Below are 13,648 nucleotides of genomic sequence, written 5' to 3' on the forward strand. Positions count from 1 at the left end.
GCGCGGCCGCCGCACCCCCGGAGGGGCACGGCGGCCGTGGCCCCCGGGCCGTCGTCGGCGGAGTCACTCCGCTGCGATGGCCCTCAGTACGTCCAGACGCGCCGCGCGCCGGGCCGGACGCCATCCGGCCAGGACTCCGGCCGCCAGCCCGACCAGCACGACGACCGCGAGCTGGACGGGCGGCACCGCGAAGGCGCTCGTGCCCGCGCCGTCCGACGCCTTGACCAGTGCCCAGCCGAGGAACCCCCCGAGCGCCAGGCCGCCGGCCGTGCCGAAGGCGGCGACCAGGACGGACTCCCCGCGGACCATGGCCCGTAGCTGGCTCCTGGTCTGCCCGACCGCGCGCAGCAGCCCGAGCTCGCGGGTGCGCTCGTGCACCGCGAGGGTGAGCGTGTTGGCGATGCCGAGCAGCGCGATGAGGACGGCCAGCGCGAGCAGTGCGTAGACGAGCGTCAGCATGATTTCCACGCCCGAAGCGGCGGATTCCGCGTACTCCTCGCGGGTCTGCACCTCGGGGTTGCCGTACTGCCGGGCGATTCCTTGGACGGCCGTGCGGCCCTCGTCGAGGGCGACGCCCTTCTTGAAGGCGACGGCGACGAGGTCGTCGGCGTCCTGCACCTTGTGCGGTGCCCAGGCAGTGCGGGTGACGATGTAGTCGCCGCCGAGGCCGGCCTCCGGGTAGACGGCGCGCACGGTGAAGGTCTGGCGGGTGCCGTCGGCGAACGCCAGCATCATGGTGCTGCCCGGCTTCCAGTGGTGCTTGTCCGCTTCCTGGCGGGAGACGGCGACGCCGTCCCGGCCGAGGCCGCTCAGGGAGCCGTCGACGGCACCGAGGTCGAGCACGCGCGTCAGGGCGACGGGGTCGGTGACCGTCAGCCGCCGCCCTCCGCCGTCGACTTCGGCGACGCCCTTGCCGAGCCCGACCGCCGTCGCCACCTCCGGCAGCTTCGCCACGGCGGGGGCGAGCCCCGGGCTGAGACCGTTCGCACCCGCACCGAACCCCGAGGCGGTCAGGGCGACGTCGCCGGCGAAGGAGCGGTCGACGGTCCGGTCCATGGTGGCCTTCAGGGAGGCACCGAAGACCGTGAAGAGCGACACGACCGCGACGCCGATCATCAGCGCGGTGGCGGTGGCCGCCGTCCGCTTCGGGCTCCGCAGCGCGTTCCGCCGGGCCAGCGCCCCGGTGGCACCGCGCAGCCGGGCCAGCGGGGCTCCCAGGACGCGTACCGCGTACGAGACGGCGACCGGCCCCAGGACGACGAACGCGACGACGACCACGGCGGCTCCGGTGGAGGCGAGCCACACCTCGGGCGTGCCCGCCGCGCCCGCCACGGTCGTCGCGCCACCGGCCACCGCCAGCGCAGCCCCCAGCGCCGCCCGTCCGCGCAAGGAACCGGAGTGGTCCACCGCCGTCTCGCGCAGCGCGGCGAGCGGCGCCGTACGCCCGGCCCGGACGGCGGGCAGCACGGCCGAGCCGGTGCAGACGAGCAGGCCGACGCCGAGCGGTACGGCCATGGCGGTGGCGCCGACGACCAGTCCCCCGTCCGGGAAGGGGAATCCGACGGCCGGGAACAGCGCCTGGAGCCCGGCCGCGATGCCGATCCCACCCAGGAGCCCGGCGGCCGAAGCGGCCAGCGCCACGGCCACGGCTTCCGTGAGGGTCGAGCCGAGCACCTGGCGCCGCGATGCGCCGAGCGCCCGCAGCAGGGCGTTCTCCCGGGTGCGCTGGGCGACGACGATCGCGAAGGTGTTGTGGATGCTGAAGGTCGCCACGAGCAGGGCGATCCCGGCGAAGACCGTCAGCAGGGTCGTGAACAGCGACAGGAACCGGCCCGAGACCTGGTCGAGGTTCTCGTCCGTGGCCTGCTGACCGGTGATCGCCTCGACACCGTGGGGCAGCACGCCCGCGACGCGCCTCGCCAGCTCTTCCTGGCCGACGCCGGAGGCCGCGCGCACCTTGATCGTGGACGCCCGGCCGGGCCCGGGCATCAGTTGGCGCTCGGCGTCGGCGCGGGTGAGGCCGGTGAAGGTGGACTGGCCCATGCCGTCCTCGCCGCCGAAGGTCACCAGTCCGACGATCGTCACCCGCAGCGGGTCGGGGGTGCGCAGCACGGTCGTGTCGCCGATGCCCAGCCCTCCCTGCTCGGCCGCGGCACGGTTCACCACGGCCTCGCCGGCGGCCCTGGGGGCGCGGCCCTCGGCGAGGGCGTACGGGTTCAGCCCGGCGTCGTCGATCCAGTTCCCGGCGAGGGTCGGCGGGCCCTGACCGCCGACGGGCTCGCCGTCACGGCCGACGAGTTGGCCCGCGCCCTCGATGTCGGGCGCGACGGCCGCCACCCCGGGCACGGCCCGCAGCGGCGCGACGAGCGCGCTGTCGACAGGTTCGCGGGTGCCTTGCCCCTCCCCGGGGACGGTGACGACGTCGGCGCTGCGGACGACCACGTCGGTGCCGCTGTTGGCGTGTCCGAAGAGCGTGTCGAAGCCGGCGCGCAGGGTGTCGCCCATCACCATGGTGCCGGCCAGGAAGGCGACACCCAGGAAGACCGCCAGGAAGGTGCCGGCGAACCGGCGCTTGTGGGCCCTCAGGGAGGACAGGCTCAGCCGCAGGGACGCGCGGACCGGCCCGGCCGGCGCGCTCATGACGTCACCCGCTGCCGCGGTGCGGTGCCGCGTCCCGCGTCGCGGGCGGTGTCGAAGGCCTTCATGCGGTCGAGGACCTTCTCCGCGCTCGGCTCGGGCATCGTGTCCACCAGGCGTCCGTCGGCGAGGAAGACGACCTCGTCGGCGTGGGCGGCGGCGACCGGGTCGTGGGTGACCATCACGACCGTGCGGCCCATCTCGTGGACGGCCCGTCCCAGCAGGCGCAGCACCTCCTCGCCGGACCGCGAGTCCAGGTTGCCGGTGGGCTCGTCGGCGAAGACGACCTCGGGCCGCCCGGCCAGCGCCCTGGCCACCGCCACGCGCTGCTGCTGGCCCCCGGATAGCTCGCTCGGGCGGTGCCGCAGGCGGTCGCCCAGGCCCACGACGTCGATCAGGGCGTCCACCCACTCGCGGTCCGTCCCGGCACCGGCCAGGTCCTGGGGCAGGGTGATGTTCTCCGCCACGGTCAGGGTCGGCAGCAGGTTGAAGGACTGGAAGACGAAGCCGACCCGCTCCCGGCGCAGCAGCGTCAACTGCCGGTCGCCGAGCGCCCCCAGCTCAGTGTCGCCGATCCAGGCGGTCCCGGAGGTGAGGGTGTCCAGGCCGGCGGCACAGTGCATGAGGGTGGACTTCCCGGATCCGGAAGGACCCATGATCGCGGTGAACCGCCCGCTGGGGAACCCGACCGTGACCCCGTCCAGGGCGCGCACCTGGGCGTCGCCCGCCCCGTAGGTCTTGACTGCGTCGACGACGCGGGCGGCGGTCATCGCTCCCCGCCCTTGGGGAAGCGGCCGAACTGCTCGTCCAGGACGGACAGCCGGCGCCAGTACTCGTCCTCGTCGATCTCGCCCGCGGCGAAGCGGCGGCCCAGTACGGCGATCGGCGAGTGCTCGCCGATCGCGGCCCGGGCGTGCCAGGGGCCGCGGCCGGGGCCCCTGCGCCACGCGGCGCGGCGCAGCACGAATGCGACGCCTCCGATGACGGCGGCCCAGATCAGCGGGAAGAACAGGATCCAGGGGCCGGGGCCCCCGTCCCAGTGGTCGGCGAGCGAGGTCAGTGCGTTGGCGTCCATCGCGAATCGTCTCCTTGGTGATGCCGTGGTTTCCCGGCACCACGAGACTGGTCCGCGCGCGGCCGCTGGTCGTCGTACGGCCAGCGGCACCGCGGGTACCACCCGGGGAGTACGGCCGCTGTCGGTGCCTGCGCCTAACATGCGGATCATGTGGCGATGCACAGGTCTGCGATGGGTGTCCGGGGGCCCGGCGTGGACCTGGTGGCACCCCCGCCACGGCGACCGGCGCAGTCCCGTGCGCCTCGGCGACCCGCTGGCGCTCGCCGTGGAACCGGGCGCGGTGCGGCAGTGCATGGGCGTGTGGCGTTCGGGGCGCTGGACTCCGTGCCCCCAGGCCGCGGAACTTCCCGCGCGGGCCCGCCGCGACCAGTGCGAGCAGTGCGCGGCGCTGGACCGCTCCCGGTCCGTGGCGGCGGACACGCGGCTGGACGACCCCCGGACCTTCGCGGTGTACCTGGCCTGGTTCGGCCCGGGTCTGGGCAAGGTCGGCATCACGGCGGCCGAGCGGGGCAGCGCACGGCTGCTCGAACAAGCCGCGATCTGCTTCACGTTCCTGGGCCGGGGGCCGCTGATGGCCGCGCGCCGCGCCGAGTCGGTCCTCGGGACGGCGCTGGGCATCCCGGACCGGGTGGCGACGTCCGCGAAGCGTGCCGCCCGTGCCGCGCTGCCACCTGCACCCGCACGGGTGGCCGGGCTGCGGGCCCTCCACGAGGCGGCGGCCGCGGTCCCCGACTGGCGGGACACGCTGACCGCCACCGGGTTCCAACCCGTCGACCACGCGGTGGTGTTCGGCCTGGAGCCCGACGCGCCCCAGGCCACCGCCGCGGTGACCGGGCTCGCCCCGGGTACCGCCCTGGGCGGCACCGTCGTGGCGGTGGCCGGCGGCGACGTCTACCTCCGCACGGCCGGGCCGGCCGACGGTGTCCTGCTGCTCGACACGCACCTGGTGCCGGGATGGCCGCTCACGGCGTCGGCGGAGGACCTGCCGGCCCCGCCCACGAAGGCACTGCCGCAGGCCACCGAGCCTCCGGAGCCGCTGTTCTGACGGTGTGCCGGCGGCTCCGGGGGACGGACCTCAGGCGCCGAGCGCCGTGAGCGGGTCGTCCAGCACGGGCTGCCAGGCCAGTTCCGCGGCCCCGACGAGGCTGTTGTGGTCCAGGGCGCAGGCGAGCAGCGGGATGCCGCCGCTGCGCCCCCACAGGCTGCGTTCGGCGACGACGGCACGCAGCCGTCCCGGGTCGGCGTCGAGCAGCCAGCGGTGCAGGCCGCCGAGCAGGATCCGGTCGGGGTTGAGGACGTTCACCAGTCCCGCGAGTCCCTGGCCGAGGTGGTCGATGAGGCTGTCGGCGGCGCGCCGCACCGCCGGGTCGTCGTACTCCTCGCGGAGCAGGGCACGGCACTGGTCGGGCAGCGAGCCCTCGGGGCCGGGGATGCGGCCGGCGGACTCCAGGAAGGCGAGGGGGTCCACTTCGACGTCGAGGCAGCCACGGCTGCCGCAATGGCAGGGGCGGCCCTCGGGGTTGACCGTGAGGTGGCCGACCTCCAGGGCGAGTCCGGCACTGCCGGTGTGGAGCTTGCCGTGCAGGACGAGCGCACCACCCACGCCGCGGTGGCCGGTGGCGACGACCAGCAGGTGCTCGGCTCCCTGTCCGGCGCCGTGCCGGTGCTCGGCGAGAGCGGCGACGTTGACGTCGTTGCCGACGAAGCACGGCGGCGGCGCCCCGTTGGGGGAGATGATGCCCGACCGCTCGATCTGCTCGCGGAAGATGTCCAGGACGGGTGCGCCCGCGGGCCAGGCGAGGTGCAGGGGGTTGAGCGCGGCGCCTTCCGGCTCGGCGACGGCGGAGGGCACGGCGAGACCGGCACCCGCGCACGCCCGGCCGGAGGCGCGCAGCAGCTCCGCACCGGCCTCGACGACGGCGCCGAGGACCCGGGCGGGGTCCGCGGGCACGGTCATGGTGACCGGAGCGGACGCGAGGATGTGGCCGCCGAGTCCGACCAGGGCGGCGCGGAATCCGTCGGCGTGGATCTGCGCGGCGAGGACGACGGGCCCCTCGGGGTTGACGGCGAGCCGGTGCGAGGGCCGGCCCTGCGCTCCGGCGGGTCCGCCCGGCCGGGTGTCGACCCGGATCAGGCGCAGTGCCTCCAGCTCGGCTGCGACGGCCCCCGCGGTCGCCCGCGTCACGCCGAGTTCGGCGGTGAGCACGGCGCGGGTGGGGGCACGCCCGGTGTGCACGAGCGCGAGCGCGGGACCGAGCGCACCACGGCCCCGCTCCAACCTTGTCCGAGTCTGGGTCACAGTCCTATTCTCACTTTGTGCCGAGCCTAAACAAAATACGGAGCGTACTCGCCCGGCAAGATCGCGCAAGTCCGCCGCCCCCGTTGCGGCGCCTGCGTGTCGCCCTGACCGCGTTCTTCGCCCTGGACGGATTCGTCTTCGCCGGCTGGGTCGTTCGCATCCCCGCCGTCAAGGAGCAGGTCGGCGCCTCGGCCGGAGCGCTCGGCCTCGCGCTGCTCGGCGTGTCTGCGGGGGCGGTCGCCACCATGATCCCCAGCGGGCGGCTGTGCCGGCGCTTCGGGGCCCGGCAGGTGACCGTCGGCACCGGTGCCGTCCTGTCACTGGGCGTCGCGTTGCCCCCGTTCACCCACTCCCCCCTCGCCCTCGGTCTCGTACTGCTCCTGCTCGGCGTGGGCTTCGGCGGCATGAACGTCGCGATGAACAGCGTCGCCGTCGACCTGGTGGCCGCGCTGCGGCGCCCCATCATGCCCGGTTTCCACGCGGCGTACAGCCTTGGCGGACTGGTCGGGGCGGGCGTCGGCGGGCCACTGGCCGCGCGGCTGACGCCAGCCCAGCACCTCGTCGGCGTCGCGCTGTTCGGACTCCTGGCCACGGTGCTGCTCGGGCGGCTCCTGCTCGGACACGCCGTCCCCCGTACCGCGGAGCCCGCGGATCCGCCGGCCGTCACCATGGACGGTGCGCACGACACGGCGCGCCAGGCGGGCGCCCGGCGGATGGTCGCTGTCTTCGGCCTGATCGCGCTGTGCACCGCATACGGCGAGGGAGCGCTCGCCGAATGGGGTCCGCTCCACCTTCAGGAGGACCTGCACACCGGTCCGGCCCTCGCGGCCACCGGATACGCCGCCGTCGCCCTCGCGATGACCGTCGGACGCCTGTCCGGCACCGCCCTCCTGCTGCGGCTCGGCCCGACCCGGGCGGTGGTGCTGGGCGGACTCACGGCCTGCACCGGGATGCTGCTGGGGGCGTTCGGCCCCGAGGTCTGGCTCGTCCTGGCCGGTTTCGCGCTCACCGGGCTCGGGCTCGCCAACGTCTTCCCCGTGGCCATCGGCCGGGCCGGTGCCCTCGGCGGCCCCGGCGGTGTGGCCACCGCCTCCACCCTGGGGTACGCGGGCTTCCTGCTCGGGCCGCCCACGATCGGCTTCCTTGCCGACGCCTTCGGGCTGCCGGTCGCGCTGACCACGGTCGCCGCGCTGGCGGCGGTGGCCGCCGTGGTCGCGCACACGACCCGGCACGCGTCCGCGGCGGCCGGAGTCTGACGCGTCGCATCCGGGTTCCCCCGGCGTGCGGGGACTGGACGGCCGACGCCGCCCGAGGCTGGGGTGGCTGGTCGGCGGCCGTGGCAACGGCCGTGGCGTCGGCGGTCCTCGACGCGGTGCTGTCCGGCCTGGTGGGCGCGGGCCCGGCGCCGGCGTCGACCCGCGCACTGAGCTTTCACGGGCCCGGCTGTCGGTGCCGGCTGCCACAATCGCGTCATGGAGACAGCCGAGTTCATCGAGGTGCTGCGACGCGACGGCGGACTGCTCGCCGACGCGGCGGAAGCGGCCGGGCTCGACGCCGAGGTGCCGTCCTGCCCCGGCTGGCGCGTGCGTGAACTGGTCCGCCATCAAGGGGTCGTGCACCGCTGGGCGACGCGTTACGTCGCGGAGGGACGGCGGCAGCCGGAGCCCATCGAGGCCGAGGCACCCAGGGACGACGCCTCGCTCCTCCCCTGGTTCCGCGAGGGCCACGGGCTGCTGGTCGCGGCCCTCGATGCCGCACCCGCCGACCTGGAGTGCTGGCACTTCCTCAAGGCCCCCTCCCCGCGGGCCTTCTGGGCGCGGCGCCAGGCGCACGAGACGGCGGTCCACCGGGTCGACGCGGAACTGGCCCTGGGCCGGGCCCCGTCCCCGGTGGATCCTGGGTTCGCGGCCGACGGCATCGACGAGTTGCTCGCCGGTTTCCACGCCCGGCCCAGGAGCCGGGTCCGCAGCGGGACGCCCAGGACGCTCCGGGTGCGCACGACCGACACCGACGCCGCGCGGGACGATTGGCTCGCGCGCATGTCGGCCGATCCCCTGGCCGTCGAAAGGCCCGCGCCGGGCGAGGCGGACTGCACGGTGAGCGGCACCGCCGAGGAGCTCTACCTCACCCTCTGGAACCGGGGTGCGTACGAGAAGCTGCAGGTGACGGGGGATGGCTCCGTGATCGAACTGTGGCGGCGCACGGCGGCGATCGACTGACGCACCGGGCGCGACGCAGGGGCGGCACCGTGATTACCAACCGGTAACTTCACGTGCTAGCGTCTCCGCATGGCACGACGTTCCCTCACGCCCGCCGCCCTGCGCCGCGCGATCACCTGGTGGCCGCCCTACCTGTTCTCCGGCATCCGCGTCCTGCACATCGCCGACGACTGGAGTTCGGCCCGGGTCCGCCTGCGGCTCCACCGCTTCAACCGCAACTACGTGGGCACCCACTTCGGCGGATCGCTCTTCTCGATGAGCGACCCCTTCTGGATGCTGCTGGTCATGAACCGCCTAGGGCGCGACTACCTGGTGTGGGACCGCGCGGCGGAGATCGAGTTCGTCTCACCCGGCAAGGGGGACGTGTTCGCCGACTTCAAGCTGACCGAGCACCGGCTCGAGGAGATCAGGGGGCTCACCGCGGGCGGCGACAAGGCCCTGGTGTGGTTCGAGAACGACGTCGTCGCGGACGACGGGACGGTCGTGGCCAGGGTCAGCAAGCAGCTGTACGTCCGCCGGAAGCGCGACTCCCGCTGAGCGGAAGGACGGCTGCGACGCCGGGCGTCCTCAGGCCTGGCCGAGCATCCGCTCCAGGACGGCGCGCTGCACGGGCTTGACCTCCTCGTGGCGCACCCGGCCCGCCTCGGTCAGCGCGACCCGCACCCCGCGCCGGTCCTCGCTGCAGATCCCCCGGCTGACGAGGCCGTCCTTCTCCAGCCGGCCGACCAGCCGGGAGAGCGCGCTCTGGCTCAGGTGCACGCGGTCCGCGAGCTCCTGGACGCGGTAGGTGCATCCGCCGTCGTCGGGGTTGCCCTCGGCGAGCAGGTCGAGCACCTCGAAGTCGCTCGCCCCGAGTCCGTGCGGGTTCAGCTCACGGTCGAGTTCGCACGCGGTGCGCGCGTGCAGGGAGAGGACCTCCCGCCACCGCTCCACGAGCACATGCTCACTCTTCACGCCGGTCATGGCCGCAGGATACCAGAAAATCAACACTAGATGTACGCACATTAAATGCGCTTGCATCTGATGCACATGCATGTAATGTTCCTCGGCATGACCTCTCCGCACACCGCCGTCCCCGGTTCCGACGGGCGCTGGAGCGCCCGGCAGTGGGGCACCCTGCTGGTGCTCTGCGCCGCGCTCTTCCTCGACGCCCTGGACGTCTCGATGGTCGGCGTGGCCCTCCCGTCCATCGCGGACGACCTCGACCTGTCCACCTCGTCGCTCCAGTGGGTCGTCAGCGGCTACATCCTCGGCTACGGCGGCCTGCTGCTCCTCGGCGGCCGTGCCGCCGACCTGCTCGGCCGGCGCCGGGTCTTCCTCGTCGCGCTGGCCGTGTTCGCCCTCGCGTCCCTGCTCGGCGGACTCGTCGACTCCGGTGAACTGCTCATCGCCAGCCGCTTCATCAAGGGTCTGAGCGCGGCGTTCACCGCCCCGGCGGGACTGTCCATCATCACCACGACCTTCGCCGAGGGACCGGTCCGCAACCGCGCCCTCAGCATCTACACCACCTGCGGCGCGACCGGCTTCTCCATGGGTCTGGTCCTGTCCGGCCTGCTGACCGAGGTGGGCTGGCGCTGGACGATGCTGCTGCCCGCGCCCGTGGCCGTCCTGGCCCTCGTGGCCGGCATGCGGCTGATCCCGTCGAGCCCCCGCGAGCGGCACACCGGCCGCGGTTACGACCTGCCCGGCGCCCTGACCGGCACCGGGGCGATGCTGCTGCTGGTCTTCACCGTCGTCCAGGCCCCCGAAGCGGGCTGGAGTTCCGCCCGCACCCTGCTCTCCTTCGCCGCCGTCGCCGCCCTGCTGGCGTCCTTCGCGGTGATCGAGCACCGCAGCAGCCACCCGCTTATCCGGCTGGGCGTCCTGCGCTCGCCCCACCAGATCCGCGCCAACCTGGGCGGCGCCGCCTTCTTCGGCTCCTACGTGGGCTTCCAGTTCCTCGTCACCCAGTACATGCAGTCGCTGCTGGGCTGGTCGGCGCTGCAGACCGCGCTCGCCTTCCTGCCCGCGGGGGCGCTGGTGGCGCTCGCCTCCACGCGCATCGGTCCGCTGGTGGACCGCTTCGGCACACCGCGGGTGATCGCCACCGGGTTCACCCTGCTTTTCGTGGGCTACGTGCTCTTCCTGCGCGTCGACCTCACCCCCAGTTTCGCCGCGGTGATCCTGCCGTCCATGCTGCTGCTGGGCGCCGCGTGCGCGCTGGTCTTCCCGTCGCTCAACATCCAGGCCACCAACGGCGTGCGCGACGAGGAGCAGGGCATGGTCTCCGGCCTGCTGAACACCTCCTTCCAGGTGGGCGGCGCCATCTTCCTCGCGGTGGTGACCGCCGCGATCACCGCCGGGTCCGATGACGGCCACCCCGCCTCCCCGCAGGCGGTGCTCGACAGCTACCGCCCGGGGCTGGTCGTGGTCAGTGCGATCGCCCTGGCCGGACTGCTGATCACCCTCACGGGGCTGCGCCGCAGGGTGTCGTACGGCTTCGTGGTCGCCTCCTCCGACACCGCCACGCCGGTGGGCGAGGAGCGCAAGGTCCCGGTGCGGGACTGACCTGCTCGCCGCCTGGGGGCCCGTGCGGACCACGGTCCGCGCGGGCCCCTGCGGCTCAGCCGAGCCAGCCCGGCCGCACCAGACCGGATTCGTAGGCGAGGACGACGAGTTGGGCCCGGTCCCGGGCGCCGAGCTTCACCATCGTGCGGCTGACGTGCGTCTTGGCGGTGAGCGGGCTCACCACCAGGCGGCGCGCGATCTCCTCGTTGGACAGACCGATCCCGACCAGGGCCATCACCTCGCGCTCCCGCTCGGTGAGCCGGTCGAGTTCCGCCGCGGCCGAGGGCTCCTTCGACCGGGCGGCGAACTCGGCGATGAGCCGTCGGGTCACGCCGGGCGACAGCAGCGCGTCGCCGTCCACCACCGCCCGTACGGCACGCACCAGTTCCTCCGGCTCGGTGTCCTTGACCAGGAAGCCCGAGGCGCCCGCCCGGATGGCCTCGAAGACGTACTCGTCGAGCTCGAACGTGGTGAGGATGACGACCCTGACCCCGGTCAGCGCCGCGTCCTCGGTGATCAGGCGGGTGGCCTCCAGTCCGTCCATGACGGGCATGCGGATGTCCATCAGCACCGCGTCCGGGGTGAGTTCGCGGACCAGGCGCAGCGCCTGGGCGCCGTCGGAGGCCTCCCCCACGACCTCGATGTCTGGCTGGGCGTCCAGCAGGGCGGCGAAGCCGGCGCGCACCAAGAGCTGGTCGTCGGCGAGCAGGACCCGGGTCATGGGTTCTCCTTGTCGGGGGCGGGCGCCGCCGCGGCGCCGGCGGCGAGCGGCAGACGGGCCAGGACGCGGAACCCGCCGTCGGCACGGGGTCCGGCCTCGACCGTGCCACCGAGCGCCGCCGCCCGCTCGCGCATGCCGAGCAGGCCGTTGCCGCCACCGGAGTCGGGGGCGTGGTCGGCGGTCGTGGTGGCGGGGCCGTCGTCGTCGACCCGCAGCTCGACGGCGTCCCGGCGGCGGGTGACGTGGACGCGGGCGGTACGGGAGCCGGAGTGGCGGATGACGTTCGTCAGCGCCTCCTGGACGATGCGGAACGCCGCCAGGTCGACGCCGGGTGGCAGGGCGCCGGTGCGGCCGTCGCGGGTGATGTCGACGGCCAGGCCCGCGCCCGCGGCCTGTTCGAGCAGTTCGGGCAACCGGTCCAGGCCCGGTGCGGGCGAGCGGGGTGCCTCCCCGGGGCTGCGCAGGGTGCCGAGCACCTGGCGGACCTCGCCGAGCGCCTCCTTGCTGGCCGCCTTGATGGTGGTCAGTGCCTGCCGGGCCTGCTCGGGGCGTTCGTCCATGAGGGCGAGCGCGACCCCCGCCTGCACGTTGATGACCGAGATGCTGTGCGCGAGCACGTCGTGCAGCTCGCGGGCGATGCGCAGCCGCTCCTCGTCGGCGCGGCGCCGCTCGGCCTCGGCCCGCTCCCGCCGGTCGCGGACGAACTGTTCCCTGCGCAGCCGCCACAGCTCGGCGACGGCGAGGATCGCCAGCAGCCAGGCGGCGGCCCCCGACACCTGGGCCCACGAGGCGGCCTCGTCCCCGGCGGGCGGCAGCCAGCGGTACAGCCACACGGTGATGAGCAGGTAGGCCGTGTACAGGGCGGCCGCGATGATCAGGACGGCTCTGCGGCGACCGGCGGCGACGGCCGTGAAGTACGCGGCGACGATGCTCAGGAAGACCGGACCGTACGGGTAACCGGCGGCGACGTACGCGAGCGTGACGGCCGAGACGGCGGCGGCGACCGCGACGGGCGCGCGGTTGCGCCACAGGAGCAGCACCGGCCCCGCGAGCAGGAGCGTGTACCCGAAGTGGCCGAGGGTGACCCGGTCGGGCGCGTTGTGCGCGGCGGCCGTGGTGCCGACCACCTGGACGACGGCGATGACCAGCGACGAGACCCACGGGTGGCGCAGGCACTCGCCGCCGTGGGAGTGGCCGGGCCCGGTGTGGCGCCACCAGGGCCCCCAGGGCGGGCCGCCGCCCCGTGTCACATCGTCGGTCATGCGGCCACGCTAGACCGGGGGGCGGCGGGTCGGCGTCCGGTCGGCGGGGTGATCGCGTCTACTCCCCGTGGAGTACGCGCTCACGGCGGAGCCCCGCCTGGTGCGCGAGGCCCGCGACGGCGTGGTCGAAGAAGTCGTCCCGCGCCTCGACCACGTTGTTGAACTGGCCGAACACCTCGAAGCTGACGAGGCCGAACAACTGCGCCCAGGCGGCCACGAGGGAGGGGATCGCCCGTGCCGGCAGGTCGCGGTCGAGGTCCTTGCTGAGCCGCCAGGCGTCGGCGTGGGCGGCCTCCGACAACGGGGCGTCGGCCGGGGCGGCGGCGAGCGCCCCGGCGGTGTGGGCCTGCTCGGCCACGGCGATCAGTGCCAGCCCGACCCGGGACGCGGGTCCGATCGTGTCGAGCGGCGCGGAGTAGCCGGGCACGGGGGAGCCGTAGATGAGGGCGTACTCGTGCGGATGCCCGAGGGCCCAGCGGCGTACGGCCCGGCAGACCTCGCTCCAGCGCTCCACAGGGTCGCCGCCTGCGCGGGCCAGGGCTTCCTCGGCGGCGGCGCCCACCGCGTCGTAGGCGTCGATGATGAGGGCCGTGAGCAACTCGTCCCGGCTCGGGAAGTAGCGGTAGAGCGCGGAGGAGACCATGCCCAGCTCCCGCGCGACGGCGCGGAGCGAGAGCCTCGAGGCGCCTTCGTCGGCGAGCTGCCGGCGCGCCTCTTCCTTGATGGCCGCGGTCACTTCGTCGCGGGCCCGTTCCCTGGCCGTTCGGATGACGCTCATGCGATCAGTGTACGCACGAATGGAGCGGCGACCAAGAACGAGAGCAGTGCTCTTGCCATGGAGCGGCAGGACGTGCACACTGTTCTCAAGCGAGAGCACCGCTCACGGAC

Annotated in this window: 13 protein-coding genes; 5 read left to right on the top strand and 8 right to left on the bottom strand. The window is 74.3% G+C overall.

Annotated elements, in window-relative coordinates:
* Positions 1-63: 63 nt before the first annotated feature.
* Genes PV410_RS13480 through PV410_RS13490 form a run of 3 tightly spaced genes read right to left on the bottom strand, consistent with a single transcriptional unit; the run spans position 64 to position 3,712 of the window.
* The gene (locus tag PV410_RS13480; protein WP_500324344.1) at positions 64-2,640 is read right to left on the bottom strand and encodes an ABC transporter permease; all 2,577 of its coding nucleotides are present in this window, start codon (positions 2,638-2,640) and stop codon (positions 64-66) included.
* Positions 2,637-3,407 (bottom strand): ABC transporter ATP-binding protein, encoded by a 771-nt coding sequence (locus tag PV410_RS13485; protein WP_500324345.1) that lies wholly within the window; start codon positions 3,405-3,407, stop codon positions 2,637-2,639. Before PV410_RS13485 ends, PV410_RS13480 begins: the two co-directional genes overlap by 4 nt.
* Positions 3,404-3,712, bottom strand: a complete 309-nt coding sequence (locus PV410_RS13490) for an SHOCT domain-containing protein (protein WP_500324346.1) — start codon at positions 3,710-3,712, stop codon at positions 3,404-3,406. Before PV410_RS13490 ends, PV410_RS13485 begins: the two co-directional genes overlap by 4 nt.
* A 148-nt stretch (positions 3,713-3,860) precedes the next feature.
* On the opposite strand from PV410_RS13490, the gene PV410_RS13495 reads away from it, so the two are divergent.
* Positions 3,861-4,757 carry a DUF2797 domain-containing protein gene (locus PV410_RS13495; protein WP_500324347.1) on the top strand — a complete coding sequence of 299 codons (897 nt, stop codon included), beginning with the start codon at positions 3,861-3,863 and terminating at the stop codon, positions 4,755-4,757.
* 30 nt (positions 4,758-4,787) lie between these two features.
* Here the strand turns inward: PV410_RS13495 and PV410_RS13500 are convergent, their stop codons facing one another.
* Positions 4,788-6,011, bottom strand: a complete 1,224-nt coding sequence (locus tag PV410_RS13500; RefSeq protein WP_500324348.1) for an ROK family protein — start codon at positions 6,009-6,011, stop codon at positions 4,788-4,790.
* A gap of 17 nt (positions 6,012-6,028) precedes the next feature.
* Here PV410_RS13500 and PV410_RS13505 point away from each other — a divergent pair, with 17 nt between their 5' ends.
* The 3 genes from PV410_RS13505 to PV410_RS13515 all read left to right on the top strand — a co-directional run bounded on the left by PV410_RS13505 (position 6,029) and on the right by PV410_RS13515 (position 8,767).
* Positions 6,029-7,267 (top strand): MFS transporter, encoded by a 1,239-nt coding sequence (locus tag PV410_RS13505; protein WP_500324349.1) that lies wholly within the window; start codon positions 6,029-6,031, stop codon positions 7,265-7,267.
* A gap of 216 nt (positions 7,268-7,483) precedes the next feature.
* Positions 7,484-8,230 carry a maleylpyruvate isomerase family mycothiol-dependent enzyme gene (locus PV410_RS13510; RefSeq protein ID WP_500324350.1) on the top strand — a complete coding sequence of 249 codons (747 nt, stop codon included), beginning with the start codon at positions 7,484-7,486 and terminating at the stop codon, positions 8,228-8,230.
* 69 nt (positions 8,231-8,299) lie between these two features.
* A complete protein-coding gene (locus PV410_RS13515) occupies positions 8,300-8,767 on the top strand; it encodes a DUF4442 domain-containing protein (RefSeq protein WP_500324351.1) in 468 nt (155 codons plus the stop codon).
* A 30-nt stretch (positions 8,768-8,797) separates the two neighbouring features.
* On the opposite strand, the gene PV410_RS13520 is transcribed toward PV410_RS13515, so the two are convergent.
* On the bottom strand, positions 8,798-9,193 hold the full coding sequence (locus PV410_RS13520) for a MarR family winged helix-turn-helix transcriptional regulator (RefSeq protein ID WP_500324352.1): 396 nt from the start codon (positions 9,191-9,193) through the stop codon (positions 8,798-8,800).
* An 87-nt stretch (positions 9,194-9,280) separates the two neighbouring features.
* Here PV410_RS13520 and PV410_RS13525 point away from each other — a divergent pair, with 87 nt between their 5' ends.
* A complete protein-coding gene (locus PV410_RS13525; RefSeq protein ID WP_500324353.1) occupies positions 9,281-10,777 on the top strand; it encodes an MFS transporter in 1,497 nt (498 codons plus the stop codon).
* 55 nt (positions 10,778-10,832) lie between these two features.
* Here the strand turns inward: PV410_RS13525 and PV410_RS13530 are convergent, their stop codons facing one another.
* Genes PV410_RS13530 through PV410_RS13540 form a run of 3 tightly spaced genes read right to left on the bottom strand, consistent with a single transcriptional unit; the run spans position 10,833 to position 13,538 of the window.
* On the bottom strand, positions 10,833-11,498 hold the full coding sequence (locus PV410_RS13530) for a transcriptional regulator (RefSeq protein ID WP_499510704.1): 666 nt from the start codon (positions 11,496-11,498) through the stop codon (positions 10,833-10,835).
* Positions 11,495-12,760 (bottom strand): sensor histidine kinase, encoded by a 1,266-nt coding sequence (locus tag PV410_RS13535; RefSeq protein WP_500324354.1) that lies wholly within the window; start codon positions 12,758-12,760, stop codon positions 11,495-11,497. Before PV410_RS13535 ends, PV410_RS13530 begins: the two co-directional genes overlap by 4 nt.
* A gap of 58 nt (positions 12,761-12,818) precedes the next feature.
* Positions 12,819-13,538 (bottom strand): TetR/AcrR family transcriptional regulator, encoded by a 720-nt coding sequence (locus PV410_RS13540; protein ID WP_500324355.1) that lies wholly within the window; start codon positions 13,536-13,538, stop codon positions 12,819-12,821.
* Between the last annotated feature and the right edge of the window lie 110 nt (positions 13,539-13,648).

The sequence above is a fragment of the Streptomyces sp. PA03-5A genome (assembly GCF_033792725.1).
Classification (GTDB): Bacteria; Actinomycetota; Actinomycetes; order Streptomycetales; family Streptomycetaceae; genus Actinacidiphila.

Excerpts from the sequence above, each read along its gene's own strand:
- PV410_RS13490 (WP_500324346.1), bottom strand. The coding sequence starts at position 3,712 with ATGGACGCCAACGCACTGACCTCGCTCGCCGACCACTGGGACGGGGGC.
- PV410_RS13480 (WP_500324344.1), bottom strand. The coding sequence starts at position 2,640 with ATGAGCGCGCCGGCCGGGCCGGTCCGCGCGTCCCTGCGGCTGAGCCTG.
- PV410_RS13525 (WP_500324353.1), top strand. The coding sequence starts at position 9,281 with ATGACCTCTCCGCACACCGCCGTCCCCGGTTCCGACGGGCGCTGGAGC.
- PV410_RS13530 (WP_499510704.1), bottom strand. The coding sequence starts at position 11,498 with ATGACCCGGGTCCTGCTCGCCGACGACCAGCTCTTGGTGCGCGCCGGC.
- PV410_RS13540 (WP_500324355.1), bottom strand. The coding sequence starts at position 13,538 with ATGAGCGTCATCCGAACGGCCAGGGAACGGGCCCGCGACGAAGTGACC.
- PV410_RS13520 (WP_500324352.1), bottom strand. The coding sequence starts at position 9,193 with ATGACCGGCGTGAAGAGTGAGCATGTGCTCGTGGAGCGGTGGCGGGAG.
- PV410_RS13535 (WP_500324354.1), bottom strand. The coding sequence starts at position 12,760 with ATGACCGACGATGTGACACGGGGCGGCGGCCCGCCCTGGGGGCCCTGG.
- PV410_RS13510 (WP_500324350.1), top strand. The coding sequence starts at position 7,484 with ATGGAGACAGCCGAGTTCATCGAGGTGCTGCGACGCGACGGCGGACTG.
- PV410_RS13485 (WP_500324345.1), bottom strand. The coding sequence starts at position 3,407 with ATGACCGCCGCCCGCGTCGTCGACGCAGTCAAGACCTACGGGGCGGGC.
- PV410_RS13515 (WP_500324351.1), top strand. The coding sequence starts at position 8,300 with ATGGCACGACGTTCCCTCACGCCCGCCGCCCTGCGCCGCGCGATCACC.
- PV410_RS13495 (WP_500324347.1), top strand. The coding sequence starts at position 3,861 with ATGTGGCGATGCACAGGTCTGCGATGGGTGTCCGGGGGCCCGGCGTGG.